Origin of the sequence: Halomonas sp. A020 (assembly GCF_027943625.1) — a bacterium.
Taxonomy (GTDB): Bacteria; Pseudomonadota; Gammaproteobacteria; order Pseudomonadales; family Halomonadaceae; genus Vreelandella; species Vreelandella piezotolerans.
The window spans coordinates 3750109-3771478 of sequence record NZ_AP022850.1 but is presented as its reverse complement, the minus strand read 5'-3'; the positions used below and the strand labels follow the sequence as shown (position 1 = coordinate 3771478).

General features: G+C 59.2%; 20 protein-coding genes. All 20 read right to left on the bottom strand.

Translation table 11 applies throughout. The features are described from left to right. Positions 1 to 10: 10 nt before the first annotated feature. Positions 11 to 1072: a hypothetical protein gene (locus tag FRH_RS17835; RefSeq protein ID WP_281997402.1), complete on the bottom strand. Its 1062-nt coding sequence runs from the start codon at positions 1070 to 1072 to the stop codon at positions 11 to 13. Then, complete coding sequence (locus FRH_RS17830) at positions 1072 to 1947, bottom strand: hypothetical protein (RefSeq protein WP_281997401.1); 876 nt, start codon at positions 1945 to 1947, stop codon at positions 1072 to 1074. The genes FRH_RS17835 and FRH_RS17830 overlap by 1 nt, the downstream gene beginning before the upstream one ends. 2 nt (positions 1948 to 1949) lie before the next feature. Next, positions 1950 to 3383 carry a hypothetical protein gene (locus tag FRH_RS17825; RefSeq protein ID WP_281997400.1) on the bottom strand — a complete coding sequence of 478 codons (1434 nt, stop codon included), beginning with the start codon at positions 3381 to 3383 and terminating at the stop codon, positions 1950 to 1952. Beyond that, positions 3380 to 8863 carry an EF-hand domain-containing protein gene (locus tag FRH_RS17820; RefSeq protein ID WP_281997399.1) on the bottom strand — a complete coding sequence of 1828 codons (5484 nt, stop codon included), beginning with the start codon at positions 8861 to 8863 and terminating at the stop codon, positions 3380 to 3382. Before FRH_RS17820 ends, FRH_RS17825 begins: the two co-directional genes overlap by 4 nt. A gap of 18 nt (positions 8864 to 8881) precedes the next feature. Then, positions 8882 to 9199, bottom strand: coding sequence for a DUF1799 domain-containing protein (locus tag FRH_RS17815; protein ID WP_281997398.1), 318 nt, complete (start codon positions 9197 to 9199; stop codon positions 8882 to 8884). 47 nt (positions 9200 to 9246) lie between these two features. Further along, the gene (locus tag FRH_RS17810; RefSeq protein ID WP_281997397.1) at positions 9247 to 9570 is read right to left on the bottom strand and encodes a hypothetical protein; all 324 of its coding nucleotides are present in this window, start codon (positions 9568 to 9570) and stop codon (positions 9247 to 9249) included. Between the two features lie 61 nt (positions 9571 to 9631). Then, complete coding sequence (locus FRH_RS17805; protein ID WP_281997396.1) at positions 9632 to 10585, bottom strand: phage tail tube protein; 954 nt, start codon at positions 10583 to 10585, stop codon at positions 9632 to 9634. Continuing rightward, positions 10582 to 11019, bottom strand: coding sequence for a hypothetical protein (locus tag FRH_RS17800; RefSeq protein ID WP_281997395.1), 438 nt, complete (start codon positions 11017 to 11019; stop codon positions 10582 to 10584). The genes FRH_RS17805 and FRH_RS17800 overlap by 4 nt, the downstream gene beginning before the upstream one ends. Then, positions 11019 to 11297 carry a hypothetical protein gene (locus FRH_RS17795; RefSeq protein WP_281997394.1) on the bottom strand — a complete coding sequence of 93 codons (279 nt, stop codon included), beginning with the start codon at positions 11295 to 11297 and terminating at the stop codon, positions 11019 to 11021. The genes FRH_RS17800 and FRH_RS17795 overlap by 1 nt, the downstream gene beginning before the upstream one ends. A gap of 62 nt (positions 11298 to 11359) precedes the next feature. Further along, the gene (locus tag FRH_RS17790; RefSeq protein ID WP_281997393.1) at positions 11360 to 11767 is read right to left on the bottom strand and encodes a DUF1320 domain-containing protein; all 408 of its coding nucleotides are present in this window, start codon (positions 11765 to 11767) and stop codon (positions 11360 to 11362) included. A gap of 3 nt (positions 11768 to 11770) precedes the next feature. After that, entirely contained in the window at positions 11771 to 12244 is a 474-nt protein-coding gene (locus tag FRH_RS17785) for a hypothetical protein (protein WP_281997392.1), read from the bottom strand. 65 nt (positions 12245 to 12309) lie between these two features. Further along, positions 12310 to 13212, bottom strand: a complete 903-nt coding sequence (locus FRH_RS17780; RefSeq protein ID WP_281997390.1) for a Mu-like prophage major head subunit gpT family protein — start codon at positions 13210 to 13212, stop codon at positions 12310 to 12312. An 11-nt stretch (positions 13213 to 13223) separates the two neighbouring features. Beyond that, positions 13224 to 13670, bottom strand: coding sequence for a hypothetical protein (locus tag FRH_RS17775; protein WP_281997389.1), 447 nt, complete (start codon positions 13668 to 13670; stop codon positions 13224 to 13226). 36 nt (positions 13671 to 13706) lie between these two features. Next, positions 13707 to 14816, bottom strand: a complete 1110-nt coding sequence (locus tag FRH_RS17770) for a phage protease (protein ID WP_281997388.1) — start codon at positions 14814 to 14816, stop codon at positions 13707 to 13709. A gap of 70 nt (positions 14817 to 14886) precedes the next feature. Next, positions 14887 to 15390 (bottom strand): hypothetical protein, encoded by a 504-nt coding sequence (locus tag FRH_RS17765; protein ID WP_281997387.1) that lies wholly within the window; start codon positions 15388 to 15390, stop codon positions 14887 to 14889. Continuing rightward, positions 15387 to 16376: a hypothetical protein gene (locus FRH_RS17760; protein WP_281997386.1), complete on the bottom strand. Its 990-nt coding sequence runs from the start codon at positions 16374 to 16376 to the stop codon at positions 15387 to 15389. Before FRH_RS17760 ends, FRH_RS17765 begins: the two co-directional genes overlap by 4 nt. Before the next feature lie 155 nt (positions 16377 to 16531). Further along, entirely contained in the window at positions 16532 to 16972 is a 441-nt protein-coding gene (locus tag FRH_RS17755) for a phage virion morphogenesis protein (RefSeq protein WP_281997385.1), read from the bottom strand. A 126-nt stretch (positions 16973 to 17098) separates the two neighbouring features. Beyond that, positions 17099 to 18265: a phage minor head protein gene (locus FRH_RS17750; RefSeq protein WP_281997384.1), complete on the bottom strand. Its 1167-nt coding sequence runs from the start codon at positions 18263 to 18265 to the stop codon at positions 17099 to 17101. Next, on the bottom strand, positions 18255 to 19862 hold the full coding sequence (locus tag FRH_RS17745; RefSeq protein ID WP_281997383.1) for a DUF935 domain-containing protein: 1608 nt from the start codon (positions 19860 to 19862) through the stop codon (positions 18255 to 18257). Before FRH_RS17745 ends, FRH_RS17750 begins: the two co-directional genes overlap by 11 nt. After that, positions 19856 to 21367, bottom strand: a complete 1512-nt coding sequence (locus FRH_RS17740) for a terminase family protein (RefSeq protein WP_281997382.1) — start codon at positions 21365 to 21367, stop codon at positions 19856 to 19858. The genes FRH_RS17745 and FRH_RS17740 overlap by 7 nt, the downstream gene beginning before the upstream one ends. Positions 21368 to 21370: the final 3 nt, after the last annotated feature.

The window sequence follows — 21370 nt, the reverse complement described above, 5'->3', positions numbered from 1 at the left end:
TTGCTCTCCTTTAGTACCATTTTAGCCAGCCTGAGAATATTAAGCGCTCGCTGTTAGTACCCGGCGCTGAAGAGACACCTGCGGTTTTTAATCGTAAAGCGTATCCCGCTGTAGGGTCTAAAAATAGTGCTCTTATATTTTCAAAATACAGTGCTGGATTAGGCGAGCTAGTAGAAACATGCGCCACTGTTATTGCTGGTGCAGAGCCAGGGATATATACAACCGGCGGTGTAAAGAACTGCACACCTGAGTCAGCAACGTTTACATCTTTCACACTTGAGAAGAAAAGGCTCCCATCAGCAAACTTCACATACTCTCCGTTCGCGTTTGAGCCACGCTCTATAATTGCTCCAGTGGGTACACCTCCGGACTGGGACACGGTACCAATGACGTTTTTATCGTGGAAAATTCTAAAATCGAATGATAAATCTTCAGCAACCCACCCCCGAATAAATGCACCCAAATTAGAAAACATTAACCGAATAGAATGCCCTGAACTGAGTCGGTACAAATCGACCCCAGGCCAATACTTAGCCCCCAATAAATCATTACTACCAGATGCACCAGCACCGTAATAAAACTGGTTCGCAGAGGGAGCTGCATTAAAATCCGATAATTGGTAACCCTGACCACCAAGGCCCCCAAAACCTTTAGCCATTAGTGGCCCATCACCACCTTCTACTTCACGGTTATAAGCCGCGCCTGCAGCATTCGGCAATCCACTGCCTGGCTTATGAACAATATTGTCGGCGTTGACGCTGGCGGCGCTTTGCGCGGCGGAGGCTGCTGCTGTGTCGACCGCTTGACGCTGCTGGTCGACGTGTTGGCGGTCAGCCGCCACGGCGAGCCGATCATTACCCACTTCTTCGCGTAGTGTTTGGCACTGCTGCACATAGTCAGCGCAAGCTTGGGCGTTGCTTTGTGCCGATAGGCCCATGATTACGGCTTGTTGAAGGCACGGTATAAAGCGGACTGTATAACCCAGGCCGTCCAGGCCTGTGTTGGGGTCGGCGTCGTCGGTGTAGGTCTGGCCGTTGCCGCCCAGCGCTTCGGGGAACGTGACGCTGTTCATTACAGGATCTCCAGGAGTGACATGGCGTTCTCATAGTTCGCGTAATAGGGGTGCGTGATGCCATTCAGCTCGGTTTGCTGGGCAATCATGGCCCGCGCAAAGTTGGTAGGGGATGGCCTCGGTGACCAGAGGTAGAGGATCTCGCCGACGATATCTTGCGTGCGCTGCAACCGGTGCAAGCGCAGGAATGCCTCGTCTTCTGTGAGGTTCGAGAGTTGAAAATTGACGGTACGCTTCGGCGTGACGCGGCGGGCGTAGCCAGTCCGCGCTGCATCACCTGCACGGGTGATCTGGGTACCGCTGTCGTAGCCGTGCTGAACGCCGTAATCGAGGTTGTAGCGAGGCTGCCAGACGTCAGCGAGCATCACGCGCCCTAACGTGATTGCACCATCCAGGTTGCCGGTATCGAGCAGCTCCACATGCACGCTGCTGCCCAGCAGACGGTCAGCGAAAAACACCGTCATAAGCGGGGTGTATGCGCTACGGTCTTCTTCCGTCAGCCGCCGGTTCCAAAAGTTGTCGTTGCCCCACACCACATCATCCAGGCCGTACACCACCGGCCAAACGTTTTGCCAACCGCTGTCGTAGATCTGGTCGGTTTGTTCAGGGTCGCGGTAGACACGCGCTCGTACCGTGGCGGCTGCACTGAGGTTGTGGGCGAGGATGGCCAACACGTACAGCGGGCGTCGCCGGTCGGTCGTGATAGAGAACTGGGTATGGGCCGGGTCGAGCGATGCCGATTTTGAGACCACCGACGTGCGGTTGTCCTTCACATGCTCCAGAGGCAGCGTGCTTAACCACTGACCACCGCTGACCACAGACGTGTCGATGTAGTTAGGCCAGCACAGCGCTATTTTCTTGGAATCAAGTGCCATGGTTAGCCCCACAGGTTCAAAGTGATTTCGTCGGTTTGCGCGTTGAGCCGGTAGCCTGTCACACGCATCGCTCGGCCCACGCCGTAGCCTTGGCGTGGGGTGATCAGCGTTAGGTTGCCGCCCACGGTGGGCAGTAGCGCCTCATTCGCTTCGACCGTGACCGTGTCGCGGCGGACGCCCAATAGGGCAAGCACGCGGTTAGCGACTGCCTGGCTCTGCGCGTAGCTGGCAAGCACGCTGTTAATCGTGAGTTCACCGGCTAATGGATGGCGTTCAATCACGGTTTCATCGGTGGCCACCACGCGGCGAGTCTGTCGCGCCAAGCGGGCGCGGCGGGACTCAGAAACGTTACTCTCAAGGTCCGGCTGCACGGTTTCGATGCGGTCGCAGTCGATGTTCACGCGCCACACCGGCAAGCCACCTGGGCCTGCGCCGGTGGCGCTGCGGCTGACGGTTTGAATGGCGTAGTCACGAATCGCAGCCTCAGTTGGCTCTGGTTCTTCCCAGGTGCCTAAGCGCAGCACTTGGTCAGCCTGTGCGGTGAGGTAGCCGCCGATGCTATCGGCGATACGATCTAGCAGGTCTAACGTGTTGGTTTGGGTGGTGATATAGAAGCGCACCGCGCCGTAGGCGTTAAGCGCGGTCACATCGCTTGCATGTAAGGTGTAGCCGCGTTCTGCCGCCAACGCCTGGGCAACGGCACCGGCACGTGGGTCGGCTTGGGCGGCATCGACGGTGAGCGTGCCCGTGGCGTTATCGCCTAGGCGCACATAGCCCTGGTAGGCGCGAAAGGTGCCTTCAACAGGAGCGGTGCTTTGCAGCTGCGCCAGGCTGCTATACGCGCCGCCGTTATTGAGCGCCACGCCTTTGTCGTAAACCGCTCGAATTGTGCAGTCGGGCAGCGATGACACTTGGTAGATGAGCTTGGCCGTGTTGACCTGCACCGGCTGGGCGTTGCGTACTTCACCGAACACCAACGGCTTGGGTTCGCCTGCGATGTCGTCTTGGGTGCCTTCCAGTCCATTGGGCAGTACGTTATCACCGGCATAGGTTTCCATGGGGTGCGGCGAGCGTAGCGGCTCCAGGGGGTCGCGCAGCACCACCGATACTTCGTCATCTGAAAACGCCAAGCGTGCGACTGTGCCGACCACTTGAGGCTCGCCATCAAGTGCTAGCACCATCTCGCGACCGTCCACGGCGTAGTCTGCGAGGTAGTCCAAGCCGCCATCAGTGTTGATCAGCGTCGTTTCACCGTAACCGCTGCGGCTCTGTTGCAGCAGTTGGCCAGCGTAGAGGCCTGCCTCGTATAGCCCAGGCTGTTGGATGCGAGGGTCATAGAAGTTGTCTGCCTCATCTAGGTAGCGGCCTAAGCTAAAGCGCAGCGTTTGTGGCTGGTTCTCTTCGTCGCGGGCTTGAATTGTGAGTGTCCACGTCATCGTTTCGCTGCCTCCAGCCGCTTGTCGTCTTCCATCTTTTTCAGCATCCGGTTGCCGCGCTCAGTGGCGGCGATCTGCTGAGTTGCGGCGGCTCCGCGCTGGTTGTTAGCGGCAGCCAGGTGCTTGTTGCTTTCACCCTGCAAGCGGGCGTTATCGCGGCGTAGCTCGGCGACTTCGCGTTTGAGGTCGCGCAGGGTTTCCACGATGTCGCTGTTGCCCAGTAGTGGGTAGTTGGGGAGTGGAGCTGCACGCGGTGTTGTTGTTGAGCCTACCGCCTGCCCACTGTTAAGCGCTTCGAGCATGCCGCGAACGCCTGGCTGCTTAACGACTTCGCTACGTACGACGAACTCTTCAGCATGCACAATACCTGCCGGGTCCCACTTGCCGCCGGGGCCTGTCCATCCGCCGTTTGCGAATGGTGCCAGCTCACCGGTTAAAGAGCGGTATTCCTGGCGCATGCGCTCCAGTTCGTTCTCTCTGCCGTCTGCTAGTTCTAAGCGTCGAGCCGTCCACGCGGCCTGCTGGCTTTGGTATGTCCAGCCTTGTATCTGGCTTAGGAAATTACCTTGATCACCATCTATCCAGTTGTAGCTGCGGTACCTGTCCACGTTGCCATTTGCGTTTTGGCCAGTGGCGGCTGCTAACGAGTAAAACTCATCAATTTTCGACTGTGTGGCAGCTGCATCAGCCCTTATCGATGACGCTTGGCGTTCCTTTGAAATACGGTCACGCTCGGCCTGCTCTGCCGCTGCCCGCTCGCGCTCAATCCGGGCGCGCTCTGCATTCGCAACGCCCAGGGCGTTGATAGAGTCGGTGAGGCTATCGATGCCGCTGTTGAAGCCCACCATCTGATCGGTTGAGCGTGCCATTTCGCTCACTAGCCCATTCAGCTCACGCAACTGGTCGCGGGCCTGTTTTTCCAGTGAGTCGGTGTTTGCTTCTGTGCCTTCGTTGGAGCGGTTGAGTGCTTCGAGTCGGCTGATCGTGCCGCTGCCGTCGGCATCTAGCTTTTGGAAGATGCGCCGCAGCTCTTGGTCGCTAGCGAGGCCATTGAACGCGCCGTAAAACTCGTTCCAGTCGATTAGGCCGGAGGTATCGAGGTCGATAGCGTCGAACATCGGTTTCAGCGTTGCACCGATGCCGCCCGCTAAACCTGACAGGCGAGCGTTGCCCAGCTCTTGACGGCTGATGATGCCATCGCCGTTCACGTCGATTTCACGGATGAGCCGCTTAATTTCGTCGTCAGTGGCGATCGGAGAGAGCGCTGAGCGTACTTGTGCAGAAGTGAGCTGGTTTTTATCAAGCTCATTCATCTTGTTGCGTAGAACCGTGCCGAGCACGGTGTCGCTCGGTAGCGACTGGATGATGACGCTCTCCAGACCTGACATGACGCCGTCGCCGTTGAGATCCACCGCACGCAGAATGGCCGTTAATTGGGCATCACTGGCTTTGCCGTTCATGACGATCGCGAGCTGCTCGCGGGTCAGTACGCCATCAATACCACCTGCCAGGGTAGTGAAATACCCGGCTAAATTTCCCGCTATATTGCTCGGGTTATCGCCTCGCAATACATCGCTCAGCTGGGTGCTAATGCCTTGAGTTTGCTCACGTAGGGCCGTTTTAATCTCATCGGCCAAAAACTGCTCAGCACTGATCGATTCCGGCAGTGCCCGGATAGCGTCGTAAACATCTTGCTGTATGCGCTGGCCAGCGGCGCTGCTGGCGTTATATGCCTTGTTGGCATCCAGCACCTGCTGGGCGTACTGGGTGATGTTCTGGAGCGCCGTACGGTCGCCGTTTTCAGCGAGCACGAGCTGGCGGGCGAGCTGCTCTTGGGCGGTGGCCAGGTTCATCTCTGGCGTGCCGCTGGTGGCCTGCTGCTGGTCTAGCCAGTTGCCGATATTGCCGAGCTGCTGGTTTAACTGGTCGCGTACACGCGCCACTTCGTTTTGATAGTTGCGCGCTGCCTGGGTCGCGTTCTGCTGAACCGCGATCTCATCCTGAATCGCCCAAATGCGCTCCTGGGTGGGGCGTAGGGCTTCGTCGATCGTTGCTAGTTCGCGCTCGCGCTCAAGTGCTAGAGCGCCTTCGGCATCGCCCATCAGGTTCAGCAGCTCGATCTGCTGGCTGAAGGACTGGCGGTCGAAAGTTTGCCAGGCTTGGCGCACTTGCGCTTCAGTGTCAGCAACAACCGCGCTGGCGTCGGCGAGCATCTGCTCGAACTGTTGGCCAACACGCTCTAGGCCTCGCTCGATTTCGACAAGCGCCGGTGCTAGGTTCATCGCCTGGTTGTACAGCTCACGCCCGGAAGCGGTGGTGAGATCGATGCCGTCTACCAGCTCACGCAGGGCGTCGGTGGATTCGATCACGCGCCCGGTGCGGGCTGTAAAGGCACCCATAGACTGTGCAGCGGCGTTCATAGCGCGCTCTTGGCGCTCGGCTTCGGTGAGTACGTTCTGATAGTAGAAGTCGGCGCGGGCGCTGAACGCATCGATGCCGCCTGCAAGCTCAGCGAGGTGGCTGGCTGCATCGCCACCAGCCAGTGATGCGGCCAGGCTATTCTCGTGCAGCTGCTCTAGGATCGGGTTGATGCCGTTGAGCGCGGTCGCTAGGCGGCTGAGCGTGTCTACGGTGGTCTCGCCAGCGCGGGCGTACTGACTAGGGTCTGTGACCGATTGCGCGGCGCTGTTCACCACGTTTTGCAGCCACTCTTGAACCGCTTGCTCTACCTCCGCTTCATCCAGCCCTTTGGTGCTGATACGGGTGAGGCCGCTGCTGAACGCGTTCAAAGCGCTGGATTGCTGCCCTAGGGTTTCGAGGGTGACGGCTAGCGATGCTTCTTGCGCTGCGTAGGCGTCTTGCAGCATTGCCTCCAGTTCGCCATTGAGAGCGCTCGTACGGGTGCGTGATTTGGAGCTGGAGAACCAACCGCCGCTCTTGCGCTGGTTCTCGAATTGATTACCGGTGATGTCGCCAGCGGAGACACCGAGATTCAGCCCGGCGTCTTTGGTTTCCCAGGAGCCGCCGAAGATCCCGCCCAAGGCAGAGCCCAGGGTGGAGCCAGCGAGCGCGCCCAACGGGCCGCCAAAATAGGTGCCCACCGCGCCGCCGATGGTGCCCAGCGTGCTGGAGTGCTTACCCTGGCCAAACAGCTGGCCACCGAGCCAGCTACCCGCCAAGCCTGCGCCCAGGCCCGCCAAGCCCTGCATGCCGCTGAAGTTGCGCAGGCTGCCACCCATGAAACTGGTGCCGCCACTGGCCCCCATGCCTGCCGTGGCGCTGCCTGCCCAGCCGCTTGAGTAGGCCGTGGGCACGCCACCCCATTGGATGCCGCCCAGGCCGCCCTGAAGGGCATTCCACATATTGCCCACGCTGCCGGGGCTGATGCCAAAGCCGCCGCCAGGCTGGCCACCGGCACCACCCCCAAAACCCATGCTGGCCGCCAACTGCACCGTGATAGGCCGGGTAATGGTCATGTGCAGCAGCTCGGCGAGGGTTTGATCCCAGACGCGCTTGATCGTGTCAGTAGCGCTGCGACTCCCATCTACGGCACCTAGCCAAAGGTCGGCAAAGCCATCGTCTAAGCGCCGTAGACCATTAACGCGCAGTTCTTCCATCGCGCCTTCCATGGTGTAGAGGGCGTTGGTGGTGCTGGTGGCCAGGTCGCTGGCGTCGTTTTGGGTGTCGATGTACGCGGTTTGCAGCGCGCCGATCATCTGGAGGTAGTCAGCGACGCCAATGCGGCCCATGGCGAAGGCGAGGTTGAGGGTGTTCTGGTCTTGCGCCAGTTGCACGACCTCGGCCCGGCCTGGGCGTAGGCGGTTGCGCAGTTGCTCAAGGCGGGCTGAGAATGCGGCGGCCGCATCCGCTTGTTGGCGCATAGATTCAGAGTTGGCGGCATTGGCCGAAGAACTTTGCTCTGTTGTCTTGATCGTTTCAAACAGCCACTGGTCGAGCGTTTTGAACTCGTGGGTGGTTTGCCTGGTAGCGTTCTGGAGAGCATCCGCCTCCTCGCGGTTTTTCCGCTGAGCTGTTTGAATTCGAACTTGCTCAGCCCATAGGCTAGCGAGCGCTTGTTCTTGCTCGCCGATTGCTTCGGTAATACTTTCAGAGATGCCTTGATGCGAGTTTTCGTAGAACCGCTGTCGAGCCGTTAACTCTGTCAACTGTGCCATCGCTTCCTGGGCTTGTAGTGACACCGCCTCCAGAGCGTTCACTAGCGTGTCATAGTTGGCATTTAACGCCGCGACGTTACCGCTGCCTATCGCTTGAGCATACTCTTCAAGCGCCCGTTTGGTGTTTTGGGCCGTATCGTCGATCAGACCTAATTCTTCTCGATAGGCCAGCATGGCACCTGTCGCAGCGCCTAGCAGCGTAATGGCGATGCCCAGCGGGTTGGCACGCACCGCAGTATTAAACGCCCACTGCGCCACCGTGGCGGCGACCAATACGGATCGATAGGTGGCATACGCACCCGCCGCCGTGCCGACGATGGTAGCGGTGGTGGTCATAAGGCGGATGTGCCCATCCAGGTCGCCGGAGGCCAAGGCATCATTGAATCTGAAAATGTTGTTGGCAGTGGTGTTGTAGAAGCTGGAAAGGCGCTCTCCGACGCTGAGGTAATCGCCTATCTCAAGCCGGGCTTCTTGCATTGCCTGGCTCAAGGTGTCTTGGGCACCCGCTAAGCCTTGCGCTTCCGCTTGCGCAACACCACCGTATTGGGCGGCGAGTTCGCTCAGGATGAATCCCTGGGCTTCTGCCACGCGGTTGGTTTCCACCATTTCCCGAACCATATCGCGTTGCGCAGCGGTAAACACCGTGCCGGATCGCGTTAGTGCGGTCATGCCTGTCACGGGATCTTCCAATGCTTTGGCGACCTGCAGTATGGTGCTGTTCAGGTCAGTGCCCATGGCTGCTGACAAGTCCAGCGCACCTTCGATCGCTTGGTCGAATACTTCACCCCGGATATTTCGAAACGTCATCAGCGTCTGCTGCGCCTGCATGACGCCTTCGGTGCTTTGCAGTGTTGAGAGCGCTAATGCGCGAGACTGCTCCAGCATCTGCTGTGCTGTACGCTCCGCTGATCGCCCGGTCGTTTCAATCAACTGCTGCTGACGAAACAGGTTTCGCTCAAGTAGCTCTGACTCTCGGCGAATCTCCGACCACTCATTGCTAATGCCACGAATACCCACAAAGCCCACCAGCGTTGTCAGCGCTGCTGTAGCCATGCGTTGCATACCTGCCAAGTGGTTAGAAACGGTGGTGACTTCACCGCCGGTTGCCCGCAAGGCGTTAGCGGCTTTGGTGCTTTCTGTTTGCGCCGTACCACCAAAGTCACGCAGCGAGCGCTCAGCGCGCCCACCCTCACGCTCGGTGGTACCGCCAAACTCACGCACTTCACCCTGCGCATTGCGCAAGGTGCCGGTGAGCTGGCGGCCATCGCCAGTGAGGGTGACGCTAAGCGTTAGATTGTTTGCCACGGTGTGTCCTTCTAACGTTTAGTTGCGGGGTTTGTTCATAACGCTGAGTGCGCCGAGTTCGATGATTTGCACTTGATCCAGCCGCTCAAGTTGTTGCTCTGGGGGAAGCTGGTAGAGGCTGATAACGCTGATCACCGCTTGCACATCCAGCCCTTCGCGGCGTCCTTCCATACCTCTAAAAAGCCATTGGCGAGAGCAGCGAATGAAGGTTTCGACGGCTTGCCAGTTCTCTGGCAGCACTTCGAACAGCTCAGGCTCGGCTTCCTCTGCCTCTGCCTCCTCGGCTAGCTCGCCGCCTAGGGTGATGCCCAAGGCGGCGAGGTCGTCCTTGACCAAGTTGGGCTTGCCGTTACTGGCTTCTGCCCAGTGCTTGCCTGCGTCGATCAGATTCGCGGACGGTTCTTTTTTGAGACGCTCTCTTGGTAAGCCGTGACCAGTGCGGTGCTCGCGGCGGGGTCGTTTTTCACGGCGTGCAGCAGTGCTTCACCCTGTAGCGGCTGGCCATCTTCACCTGGTACCTCCAGTTCGCTCACACCAATCAGTACATGATCCAGCAGCAGCGAGTCGGCGGGCATTTCACGCAACTTGTCCTGCGGCAGTGCTTTGAACTTGGCCGTGAATTTCCCGGTCTGCTCTTTGCCTGCTTCGTCGTAAATGGTCAGCGAGACGGGGTAGGTGTATGAGCGGTTGGTGTTGAGTTTGAACACGGGTATTTCTCCTGGGGTTAATCGCGTTTGAAACGCTGGTTAACTGCTGGTTAGCCGAGGCTTAAGGGACTTCTGGAATCGGGTTACCCACGACGATCACTACTTCATCGTTGCCTTCGGTGGGCTCGGGCATATAGTTGATGCTCAGCATCTGGATACCGTCTTGATCGGCGTAGGTCGGTGATTCGATGCCGACCTTTTGCATGCTGATCTCGATGCGTTCTTCAGGTGTTTTACCGTGCACGAGCTTCAGTGGGCCGGTGGCGGCGTTTTGCGACATCTCGAAGTAATTCACCGTACCAACACCCGGATCTTCGATACTCAACTGACCGGAAGGTGAGCGACCAGTGATCTCAATGTCGTTGGAGCCAACGATTTTTTTGTGGATGACCTGACCCGACATATCCAGTGAGAACTGGTTAAACGGTACGGTTGCCCCCATGAACGCCAGCGGCTCAGTGTTGAGCGTGTTAACGGCCAACGCCGCACGCCACTGGCTAAGCGTGACGTTAGGCAACTGTTCAGCTGTCACGGGGCTGATCAATGCACGGAAGGTGAACCGGATCACCGGCATGTTTTCAGCGTTGACAGTGAAGGCAGGAGTGCCTCGCGCCCCGCGCCCCTTATGCAGGTTGCCATCAACGTTGCAGAAGAAAACGCCGGAGTCTTCGTCTTCTGAGACGGGCGAATAGATCACGCGCTCGCCGACCTCAATCACTTCGCTCCAGCCACAGGCGCGCAGCAGCTTGCCCCAGGGCGGTGGCGTGCCCAGCTCTCCGCTGGTGTTCCATTCCACCTCAACGACCGCTTCCACATGCTTTTCGCCGGGGGCCTGCGGTGAGTTGCCGTAGTACGGCCGCACAAAGTTGCGCTCGATATTGCTGCCCGATAACGGCGTGACGGTAATCTCGCGCATCAGGATGGCATCTGTTGCTGCTTCGGGCGTTGTGGTGCCATCGTTGTATTCGGATTCCAGAGCGAATCGCATCGCCCGGCGGTTCGTTTTCAGGCTCACGGTGAAGTCTCCTCAAGTGGCCAAAAGTATTCGGTGGTAAACACGTCAGCCCAAAACAGGGCGTGGCTTTCCAGCGCCAGCAGTTGGCCGCGATGCCATTTCACGGGGATGTCGCAACCGGCTGGCAGCCAGTTGATCAAGCCGTTCAGCGCGGGCTGCCGCAGCCTAGCCAGTTCGTCGTCACCTGATGTCGCCACTGGGCCAAGCGGCGCGTTCGTGCGTTTAATACCCGTGACCAGGAGCACTTCGGTTTTCACCCGGTGGCGTGCCTGGTTGCTCATTGGCCCGTGGCTCACTGTCTCGCGCCCTAGCACCAGCATCATGTTGGGCAGGCCCACCTTGTTCTTGGCCGCTTCAACATCGGCGGCCAGCTTCACGCTGGGCAGCCCTTCCAGGGCGTTTAAACGGTCGAGCCACGGGATGAGCGAGAGCATTACTTGGCCTCTTTGCCTGGTTCGTCAGTTGCTGCTGGCTTGGCAGGCGGAGCGGCTAGCTCTACAACCAGCGCGGGGTCGTCGCTGATCGACTTGTAGGCGCTGCCTTTGTCGTCCAACGTCAGGTACTTCCATTCGTTGGTGAAGATCACCCCGCTGTTGGTGCGCTTGGCCCCGGTGGCTTTGGTCTTTACTCGCACCTGTACGTCTTTGCGTGGTATCGGCTTCTCAGCGCTTTGCTCGGTAGGCGCTGCTTTGGTGGTCTGTTTGGCACTCATGGTGGCTCCTTATGTCCAGGGATGGACGGTATCCCGGCGCGCCAGGACGTTAGCGCGGCGGGTTAAAAACCGCCGCCGTTGAACACTTGGCGGCCTGGGTTCATTTGCACGCTGCCTGCGCTGCTGCTGGCGGGGCCGGTCGAGATGCCCAGCTTCACTTCACCGCGTGACACGCTGCGTAGGAACTTCACGGCGTCGTCGTAGCGCTTCTGCACCTGGTCGGTCGCGTGTTCGTCGTAGAGCCGGTAACGGGCGATGTCGCAGGCGTAGGCGGTGACGATGCGCGGCACGGGCGACAGCGGCACGCGGTAGCCTGCCGCGCTGACGTAGCCATCGATCTCGCCGCTGGCGTCGTCGCAGGCGCGATCAATCACGGCGTCATCCATCGTGCCATCCTGATCGTGAGCCAGTGAGAGCAGCTCGTCTTCGCCAAAGCGCTCGATGAGATCCGCTTTCGTGCAGTACGGCATCGGTTAGGCCTCCGGCTCGCTGGTCGCTTCAGCCAGCGGGAAGGTGCAGTCTTCCACTTCCAGGGCCGGGTCATCGCGGAGCTGCTGGAGCTGTTCTTCGCTGAGCAGTTCTAGCGCGATACCCATGCCTTCGCGGTTGAAGCGGAAGCCAGCGCGGCGGCGGCTTTTGATGCGGCGCTTGGTGCGCACGAACACGCCTGGCATTTCTTCGATGGGCGGTAGCGCTTTGCCGGTGCCATCACCTGTGACGGTGTTGCCCTGGGCCTCGGTGGGCTGGGTCGCTTCGGTCTGCGCCGCTTCCTCCGTGGCTGCCGCATCTTCGCTCGCCTGAGCTTCCTGCTCATCGCTGGGCGCTACGGCGTCTGCTGCCGCCTCCGGCACCGGCTCGGCCTGTTCTTGGGGCTGGGCCTCGGTCGCGGCTGCTGCGGCTTTGTCTTGCTTGGCCTTGGCAGCGGCGCTTTGCTTACGTGTGGTCATAGGGGTGCTCTCCGTTGCGCAGTGCCTGGATCAGCAGGCACTGCGAATTGCGGTTTAACGTGCCGTTAAGCGCTGGTTAACCAGGGGTTCAACACCAGCGTTGAGGTGTTGGCCCATTTGTTGGTCTCACCGCCAGCGCCCAGCTGGCTTTGAAGCACGGCACGGGCAGCCCCTTCCATGGAGTTGGGCACCATGGTGTGCGAGTGGCGCAGCGCCAGCGGGCGTTCGTAGTCGCCTTTCAGCGTCGTCAGTGCTTGGCGGGCTTCTTCGTAGTTCTCGGCGGTAAACGGCTTGCGAGAACGCACGGCGAGCTGCCAAAGACCGGCACCTGCATTCACGCGGGCATCCACACCGAACAAAAACTTATCGGTCATGAATATTTGCGCGTCGTTGAGATCGGTAATGGAGCGGAAGTTGTAATCACGGCGCTTCTGGAACATGACCGCTTTAATCACGCGGGTGTTGTCCATCACGTACCAGGCGTCGCCCGTGCCGCCCATGTCGTTACTGACGGAGATCTCTTTGCCCGACTTATCCAGCACAGGGTGGTCGGTATCGAACAGCGGCTGGCCGTCGTAGCACTCGGGGTTGCCTTCCAGCACTTCTACGGCGAGTTCGTTGGGGTGCTCGCGGGAGCTTCGACCAAACTCCTGGAAGACCGGCGACCAAAGGCCGTAGGTGTCGTCTTCCACAGCATCACGTGAAACGCCTTCCGTTAGCTCGAAGGGGCGATTCTTGATCGAGAAGGCGGCACCTTCGAGCGAGTGGATGACGCGATCACCCAACCATTCGCGCATGCGCGGCAGGCTCTTGAGGAACGGGTACACTTCCACGGCAGTGGTGCTGGGCACGGTGGTACAGAACAGCTGGTACAGCGCCGCCTGTTCGCCTATCGAGCTAAAGCCCTGCTGGAAGGCCGTGTTGTAGGCCTGGAACAGCACCTTCAAATTGGCTTGGGTAAGATTCATGTAGGCAGTCCTTACGCGATAGCGGCGAGAGCAGCCACGCCGTTAGTCGGGTCGATGTTGACCCACACGCCTGCGTCGTCGACGTCGTCGACAATGCCAGCGGGGGAGCGAGTCGCGGTGCCGTCGGTTTTGGCGACGGTCTGGTTATCGACGATGTAGCAAACCTGGCCGATGTCGGCGGCGGTAATCTCGTCGGCACCGGCAGAGTTATCCAGGCGGAAGTTTCCGCGTTTCACTTCCACGACCTGGTCGCCATCGCCGCCGCTGGTGTTGTCTTGGTAGTGCTCGAACACACCGGCAGCGGTCAGGCCGGTGGCGGTGGTGCCTGGCTCGGTAAAGCCAGTGGCATTGATGACGGCGATGGTGCCCGCGAAGCACTCGGTTGCCGCCGCGACCAGATGGCCACGAGACAGCCCTAAGCGGTGCGGGGTGTTTCGGTTTTGGGTTGCAGCGGTCACGGTGTGATCCTCTTGCGTGTGGAGTGTGGCCAGCCGTTACGCTGGGTTAGCGGCGCGGTACTGCTCGGGCGTTAGGCCCATCGCCTTGCACACCGCCAGCTCGGTCTCGTTGAGCTTGCCGTCGCCTTTGGTGTCTTTGCCCTCCGGGGGCTTGCCTTGGGTCTGGGTGGTTTTTAGTGCGGCGATGCTGGGTGCTTCGGCCAGATGAGCTTTGCAGGCGGCTAGGCCGCTCTTACGTAGCCAGTCCGCCGTTTTCTGGCCGGGGATGCGGCCATCTTCCAAACCTTCCTTGATCAAGGCGTCCAGCTCGGCGGTCTCACTGCCTGACTTGAGCGCGGCCAGTTGCTGAGTGGCTTCCTGGTACACCTCAACCGGCACGTACTGGCTCATGTCCGCAGGGGCTGTTGCACTGGAGGCCTTGAGCGCCGCCACGGCTTCCGCTGGCTTTGCGTCGTCTTTGGCACCTAACGCGGTGCGGAAGGCGTCGGCATCTGCCTTGGCGGCTTTCAGTGCGGCGATGGCGGTGTCGATCTGTTCGTCGGTGGCATCGGTGGCCAGGCCGAGCGTGGCAATCAGTTGTTCACGTTTCACGGTGTCGATCTCCTGGGCGTCAACATTGACGTCGTGGGTAATCGCCATCCGAGCGGCGGCCAGCTGCGCCGCGCCCTCATCAATGGCGGGGGTGTTGGTCAACGCCAGGTGCAGCAGATCGAGCGGCACGCCGTTGGCGTCGTAGGGGAATACGGGGGAGAGGTAGCGGTATTCGGGTGGCTCGCCATTGGGGCCTTCTTCGATAGCAGCACGCGCCTTGGCCGTCCAAGTCACCGTGCCGTACAGGCCATCTTCCCGATACTCAAGCGAGCGCGGGTCGACCCAGCCAGACGCAGGCGCGGGCTGGCCGTTCTTTTCGGAGTAGAGGATCTGGTGCTCGTAATCGATGGCGATGTCGGTGCTGCGCGCAGCGGCCAAGCGGATGATGGCTTGCGCGGCTTCGGCAGACAGGTGCCAGGGGCCGGTGCCTTCAGCAGCCCCACGCGGTGCGTGAAAGGTGCCAGCAGGCATCAGGCGCGTCTTGTTGTCGGTGACTTGCACTCGGAGAGCGCAGGCGGCGACGCGGGGCTTGGTGTGAAGGCTGTGTGTAGTCATGCCCCCATGATCGGGGGCGGGGGAGGCTAGCGGGATTTAGCGTGGGTTAAAGGAATTTATAGAGGGAAAGCTATTTTTTTGAGCCTGTTTCTTTATCCCTTCGTGTGCGGATCTGGTGTTCCATCGCTTGAATATGTTTACGGCTGATAATCTCAGGTAGATGAAATGAAGAGAGAATTCCCAGGCTGGCTGAGAAAATAAGGACGCGTTCCAGCCAAAGCTGCACACAATCGGGCCATTGAGCTTCTAAACTCGTTAAAAACGCAAGGATAAGCACCATTAGGTATAAGTAAAAAATTAACTTATACAGAGCCAATTCCCCACGTATAAGCTCCAGATAAAAGGTATCTTGTCTCCAGTTCCTACCTCTCAGAACGCGGTCATTTGCGACGATCGCCATTACCGCTGCCAGGAAACCAGTAAGAATTGAAAAGACAGTGATAAGCACGCTCACAGCATCATCGCTGGAGTGATACCAAGGCTGTAGCTTCCATGCGTTCAGCGCAGCGATGGCAACGCTTACACAAGCAAGGATAGGCTTTGTAAAATTCCGCCTTGGTTGATTCTCGGTCATCGTTGCCAAGCACCTCGTTGCATTAACTCATCTCTGAACCTGTCGAGCTCTTCCCACGCGTCCAAGTGGTCTATGTCATTTCTATACTCTTTTCTGTAAAGCCTAACGACTTTGGTTAGTATCACATCGCCTGATTTGATTTTGTTGCCTGATCGCGTGGTGATTGTGACCTCCGCATCGTCAGGTATTTCATCCACAAGCTCTTGGGCAGCTTCGTCTATCGTTCTAAGCAGAATAGGTGACTGAATGCTTTTATGCTTGGGCCTGATCGTCGTGGTTACGTTGACCTCACCCCAGCTTCTAGCGAGGGCTTCTAGCTGTTCTTCGTTTTGAGCGCCGCCGGAAAAAATAGCCTGTAGCCCGCGCTTCATATCTCTGATTGACTGGTGCACACCGCCATCTCTCCTTTCTGCGAGAGCTTCTGTGGCAGCATACATGGTCCCTTTTATGGCTAGTGATTCCACGCCTTCTGTCACTAGGGTTTGTCGCTTATCTTGATTAGAAGCAGGATGAAAGTCGAAAGCCTGAGCATTCGGGGGAAGGTTGGCGCTATCAAAAAGCCCTTTTAAATATCGGTATACCACACCGTATCCGCGTATAGCTCCGTCAGTGATGACCAGCACATCATTTCCATCAATGAGTACAAAGGCCTCTGCTAATTTGAAAGCGCGATTCTCAAGTGGTTCATGAGGTGTATCGTCATCGTCAACGCCTTCCGTATTTAGCCCAAGCGTGCCGATAGATTCGTTTGGAGTACCACCGCCAAGCGACAATTTGATAACAGCACCTTCTGTGTCCCATTCACGGTGACGAACCCTCACTCCAACGACCCCTAACTGGCGCATAGGTACATGTGTGTCTGTCGATGTTGGCTTTAGTCTCAGAGCTTGCCTGACAAGCTCCTCAAGGGTGGCACCTGGATCGTAATTTTGACTGTAAACAGCGCGTACATAATGAATCTTCTTTTGAGCTTCGCGTCGTGACATCCTGCCATCCCCTGTATTTTTTCTGCCTCCAACCTTCGATGATGACTCTATATCGAAATCTAACGCACGTCTAACGCGCCTTTGGTTACAAATTCGAGTCAGCGTAGCGGGCAACGCCTTAGCGGCGCTTACAGAGGCACGTTGCGGGATGGCCGTTAGAGACTTAGGTGGTCGGCGAGGATGCCCAGCACTTCGTCTTCGTCGTCATCGTTCAGGCCGATAAATTCACGGCTGGGGATGTCGCCCCAGAGATACGGGAACTCCGCTTTGGTACCGCCAAAGTTCTGCATCGCGGCGTAGACCATTAGGCTGCCCCATTCGACGCCTTCGCTGCTGGCGCTGTAGCTGAACTGCTTGGCGAGCTGCTTGCTCTCGCCTTCGAGTACGCGGCCATGCCCTTTGCGTTTTTCAGTCACTGAGGAGTTGGGTGCCCAGGGCGTGCCGTCCGGTGTTTCTTTATCGCGGAAGCGTTGCTGGGTGCGGTTGATCATCTCTTCACCAATGCTCTTCATCGGTGCGGTGAGGTCGTCGCCTTTGTTGATCAGTTCCTGAATGGCGCGTTCGATGGCGTCGGTATTGGCGTTGATGGTGATCACGGTTCTCTCCTATACTGCTTATGTGGTGCGAAAGACCAATATTCGCCTGGTGTACCCTGCGCAAGCAGATGAGGTATCTGGGGATGGCGAACCAGCGTTGCACCACGTTCCTCAAGCGCAGTTCCTCTAGCGCACGCGCTCCATCTTCTGTCTCACTTCCCGCTCGGCTTTTTCATCGCTCACGATAAACAGCGTGAGGAAGTAGTTCTTCTTGCCATCGCTTGTCCGCTTTAGCGCGGCTCTGTACAGCCGTTCGCCCAGGCTTAGATAGACCATGCGCCCTGGTTCGCCTTCGCGTTGGTACACCTCGCCTTCATCCAGTATCTGCTGAATGCGGCGGTAATCCTCCAGCCCCACTTCGGGGTGGCTGACCTTGTGCGCCGTTAGGCTCTCTTGAGAGAGCAGCACCACGGGCGACTCAGCCCCTAGCACCTGACGTTCCAGCGGCGGCACTACGGCCACGGGATATTCACCTCGCACTTCGCCATTCCAAAAGCGGTTGAATAACGGCGCTTCGACCAGGTTGGCGACGTTCTGCCGGGCAATCGTGGCCTCTACACTATCCAGCCGGTTCAGGCGGGCCGCGATCGCACGCTCGGTGGCGGTTTGCCCTGGGGCGTAGTCCCACCCTGGCTGGATGCCGTTGGGCACGGTGATGACTTCGCCGGTGGTGTTATCGACGCTTTCATACGTGCCGTCGTTGGGTGCTGTGTCCGACCCCTCTTTGCCCAGGCGGCGCAAGCCGCGTTCGTTCAGGGTTTCCACACCGCAGTTACAGCCAAAGCCATTCGGCGGGTAGTGCGCTTGCCACCAAGGGTCATCGGCCCTTAGCACCAGGTTGTTCCAGCGTTGGTGCTGCTGGCGTGGGTTTTCGATGGTGTTGTGGATGTAGCGCCAGTAGGGGCGCAGGCGCACGACGTCCGGGTCGGTCATCTGTGCCCACCGGCCAGCGGCGTAGGACGTATCGAGATTTGTCTTGTAGATAAGCCGGGTGCGCCAGGCGCGGCCTGCTTTGCTGCCTTCGCCTGTCCAGCCAGTCCAACCACGCCGGGCCACGATCTCTTCAAACTGCTTGCGGAACTCACCCAGGCTTTGGCCGTTGCTGATCGCATCGTCCACCGCGCCGCGCAGATCCGCGAGCAGATCCGCCTTAGTGGCACCCGCCACCACGAACGCGGCGTCGTTTTGATCGCGGGTGATCTGGCCGCTGCGAGTCGTGGGCATGTTCAACTTGTTACGGAAGAACTCGGTTTGCTCTGCGAACGGGCGGTTGAACTGGGCACTAATCGGCATCGCCGGTTTCCTCATCGACGCTTGCACGACCTGCCAAGTTAGCCGCCTCAAACGCGGTGGCCATCACGTTGGCCAACTCGGTTTCATCCAGGTCATCGAAGGCTGTGGCGATCATCTCTTGCAGCTGCTCAAAGCTCTCGGCCCGTTCTGCCAACTGCTGCACTTGGTTGACCCAGGCGTCTACGATCGGCTGCGCCTTGTCGTCGAGCTGGTCGAGGGTGGCATCGCGGTAGTAGCTGGGCTGGCCGGGTTGCGTGGGTGCCTGGCGCAGGGCGGCTAGCGGTGGCCGTGAGGCGGGAATGCGCAGGGCCCCAAACGGATTTGGCGCTGCCTTTGGCATTAGCACGTCTTCACCTTTGGCCGCTTTGGGGATGCCGCTTTTCTCATGGAACCACCACATGGGCACTTTTACGCCCATGTCCACAATCGTCGGCAAGCTCTTGGAGAGGCGCTCCAGGTCTTCGGTTTCGCCACAGTCGAGGTAGAAACGAGGCGCACGCTGTGGCTTGTCGATGCCGAAGTTGAGCGCGGCCATGGGCCACAGGATGGCATTACGGATGCTGCCTGCGTACTGGCGGGCATCGGAGCGGATCAGGCTCATCTGCCCGCGTTCATGCACGTTGCCCAGTGCGTTGGTGTTGGTGCCTTCACCGGTACCGCTGGTGAGCGTGCCGCCCAAGATGGCCTTGGCTTTGGCGCGCTCGCACCAGTCCATCATCGTTTTGAAAATATCCGACGATGCGCCTTTACCCGCAGCTTCCATGAACTCAATGCCCATGCCCTCCGGGATGATGCCCGCCGCGTTCTGGCCCAGCGTGACCACGGCGCGCAGCAGCGTTGCCTTCTCTCGCTCGGTGGCGTTGCGTGGGTACTTACCGATGCGCGCCGGTAGGCCGTAGATTTCCAGCAGCTGCGCCAAATCGCCAAGTGCGTAGTTCTGGAACAGGTAGGGCCATGCGAGCATACGGTGTAAACCCATGCGAGCGACGTAGCCGGATTTAGCGCGGTGGCGGTGTTGCACCCAGCCCAACGGCCACAGCTCCTCACCCGTGGCGCTGTTATCGCGCAGGGTGATGCAGTTCTGGTCGTCGGGGTGGAGCCTGAACCAGCTATGGGGGCGCAGCGTGGGCTGCTCGATGTAACGCAGTGCGCCGTCGCGCTGCCAGGGCAGCTCCAGGTTGGCCCAGCCGTGGCCGATGCCGGTGCCGAGATCCAAGATCAGGTCTTCGACTTCCAGCCCTGAGAACACCTCAATGGCGTGTTCGGTGGCGCGTTTCTCTTGGGCGCTGGCGTTATCCGGTGGCACGATCTGCCACTCGCGCTCTGCGGCTAGCTGACGGCGCTTGCCTAGGTCGGCACCGATCTGGGGGTCTTTCTCCTCCATATCATCGAACAGTTCAGACTGCGCCTTCAGGTCGCCTTGTTCGGCGGCTTCCAGGATCTGGTACAACCGCGCAGGCGTGAGCCCCTTGGTGGGGTGCTCGGCGAACTCGCGCTTGAGCTGCCCGATCCGGGCGTCATTGGTTTGTTGCTCTTTGAGTGCGGGCGCGTTGGCTTTGACCAGGTTGCGCCGATACTTCGCGGTGGGGCTTACCATGCGCCGCCTCCTATTCCAAAACCGTGCATATCAATGTCGTCGCTGTCGTCGTCCTGGCGGGAAGCACCAGGCAGGGGCGCGGGGGTAAATTCAATCGGCACCACATCCATCAGGCTGGCGTAGTGCGCGAGCGCTAAGGCGATAGCGGCATCGCCGTGGCGGTCTTTGCTGTCGCCAGTTTTGGCATCGGGCAGCTTAGGCACGCCCTTGATCACTTGCAGGGCGCGCAGGTCGTCGACTACTTGGCTGTCGCGGGGCAGCGTGATGAGTTCGTCTTCGAACGCGGCTTTGAACGGGGGCATGTTGTTCAGGTACCAGCTTTGGGAAAGCATGATGACCTCGACAATGCTGCCGTAGCGCTCGGCGGCTTGCTCTGCCAGGTACTGGCCGTTGCCACGACCGTCCAGTGCGCCGCCTTGCAGGCGCGGCAGGCGGTCCACGATGAAGAACAGCACTTGCTCTTGCTGCTTGAACGGCACGTTGCGCAGCTCTACCAGGAACGGCACCTGGCGCACGAGCTGCTGAGTGATGGCCATGGGGGCAATCACGGTTAAGTCGCCGCTGCGGCCAAAGTCTTCGCCAAAGCAGTGGGCTAAACGCGGGTCGAGTTTGTCGAGCAGCGGCAGCAAATGCTCTTGGCACCAGGCGTCTATCTCTAGGGCGCGGTAGTGCTCCGGTACCGCGTTGAATTCGGCACTGCCTTCAAAGCGAATCACCGGCGCATCGACCATGCGCGCCTCGATCATGGCGCGTGAGAGGTAAGCACCGCCGCCTGCCTTGGGCACGCAGTAGTATTCCTCTAGGGCGTCTTCCCGCGTGGCGGTGTCCTTGAGCAGGTTGGCCTTCCATTCTTCCTCTGACTCTGGCGTCCAGGGCTTGCCGCGCACTTGGCAAATGCGTTTATAGAGCCCTTTCTCGCACGCATCATCCAGCGTGATGCGGTGAACGCTGTAGCGCTTCTTGCCTGCACGGCTGTCTTGAATCAGCTCATTGAACAGGTTCTCGACGCCGTTATGAGTGCTGATAAGGCGCACTTTCGCGCCCCACATGGTGAGGGCTAGTGCGGCCTTGAGTACTTCGGCGAGCTGATCGTGGAAGGCGGCTTCGTCAATCGTGACGTTACCCTGGCGGCCACGCATGTTGCTGGGGCGGGAGCTGAGCGCTTGGATCTTGAAGCCGCTGGAAAAGTGGATGTTGAAGGTGAGGATGTCTTTGTCCTCGTCCTGGTACAGCTCCTCCTGGATGTGGCTAGCCGCGCGATTGAAGGCCTTGGCCCACATGGCGCAGGCATCGATAAACTCGATGGCCATGTCTTTGTTGGAGCCGACATAGAAGTGGTTGGTGCCCCCGGCGGCTTTGGCGCTGCTGGCCGTTAACACGGCATCGGCAGCCTCACCCCAGGTCAAGCCGGTACGGCGGCTCTTCTCGGCGATCTTGAGGTCGGAGTCGTCTTCGATCCACGCCTTTTGGTAGGGCAGCAGGACGGATTCGGGGAGTGCGCTCATTTG

Coding starts and splice junctions, on each gene's coding strand:
- FRH_RS17835 (WP_281997402.1), bottom strand. CDS start 1,072: ATGAACAGCGTCACGTTCCCCGAAGCGCTGGGCGGCAACGGCCAGACC.
- FRH_RS17830 (WP_281997401.1), bottom strand. CDS start 1,947: ATGGCACTTGATTCCAAGAAAATAGCGCTGTGCTGGCCTAACTACATC.
- FRH_RS17825 (WP_281997400.1), bottom strand. CDS start 3,383: ATGACGTGGACACTCACAATTCAAGCCCGCGACGAAGAGAACCAGCCA.
- FRH_RS17800 (WP_281997395.1), bottom strand. CDS start 11,019: ATGCTCTCGCTCATCCCGTGGCTCGACCGTTTAAACGCCCTGGAAGGG.
- FRH_RS17795 (WP_281997394.1), bottom strand. CDS start 11,297: ATGAGTGCCAAACAGACCACCAAAGCAGCGCCTACCGAGCAAAGCGCT.
- FRH_RS17790 (WP_281997393.1), bottom strand. CDS start 11,767: ATGCCGTACTGCACGAAAGCGGATCTCATCGAGCGCTTTGGCGAAGAC.
- FRH_RS17785 (WP_281997392.1), bottom strand. CDS start 12,244: ATGACCACACGTAAGCAAAGCGCCGCTGCCAAGGCCAAGCAAGACAAA.
- FRH_RS17780 (WP_281997390.1), bottom strand. CDS start 13,212: ATGAATCTTACCCAAGCCAATTTGAAGGTGCTGTTCCAGGCCTACAAC.
- FRH_RS17770 (WP_281997388.1), bottom strand. CDS start 14,816: ATGACTACACACAGCCTTCACACCAAGCCCCGCGTCGCCGCCTGCGCT.
- FRH_RS17765 (WP_281997387.1), bottom strand. CDS start 15,390: ATGACCGAGAATCAACCAAGGCGGAATTTTACAAAGCCTATCCTTGCT.
- FRH_RS17760 (WP_281997386.1), bottom strand. CDS start 16,376: ATGTCACGACGCGAAGCTCAAAAGAAGATTCATTATGTACGCGCTGTT.
- FRH_RS17750 (WP_281997384.1), bottom strand. CDS start 18,265: ATGCCGATTAGTGCCCAGTTCAACCGCCCGTTCGCAGAGCAAACCGAG.
- FRH_RS17745 (WP_281997383.1), bottom strand. CDS start 19,862: ATGGTAAGCCCCACCGCGAAGTATCGGCGCAACCTGGTCAAAGCCAAC.
- FRH_RS17740 (WP_281997382.1), bottom strand. CDS start 21,367: ATGAGCGCACTCCCCGAATCCGTCCTGCTGCCCTACCAAAAGGCGTGG.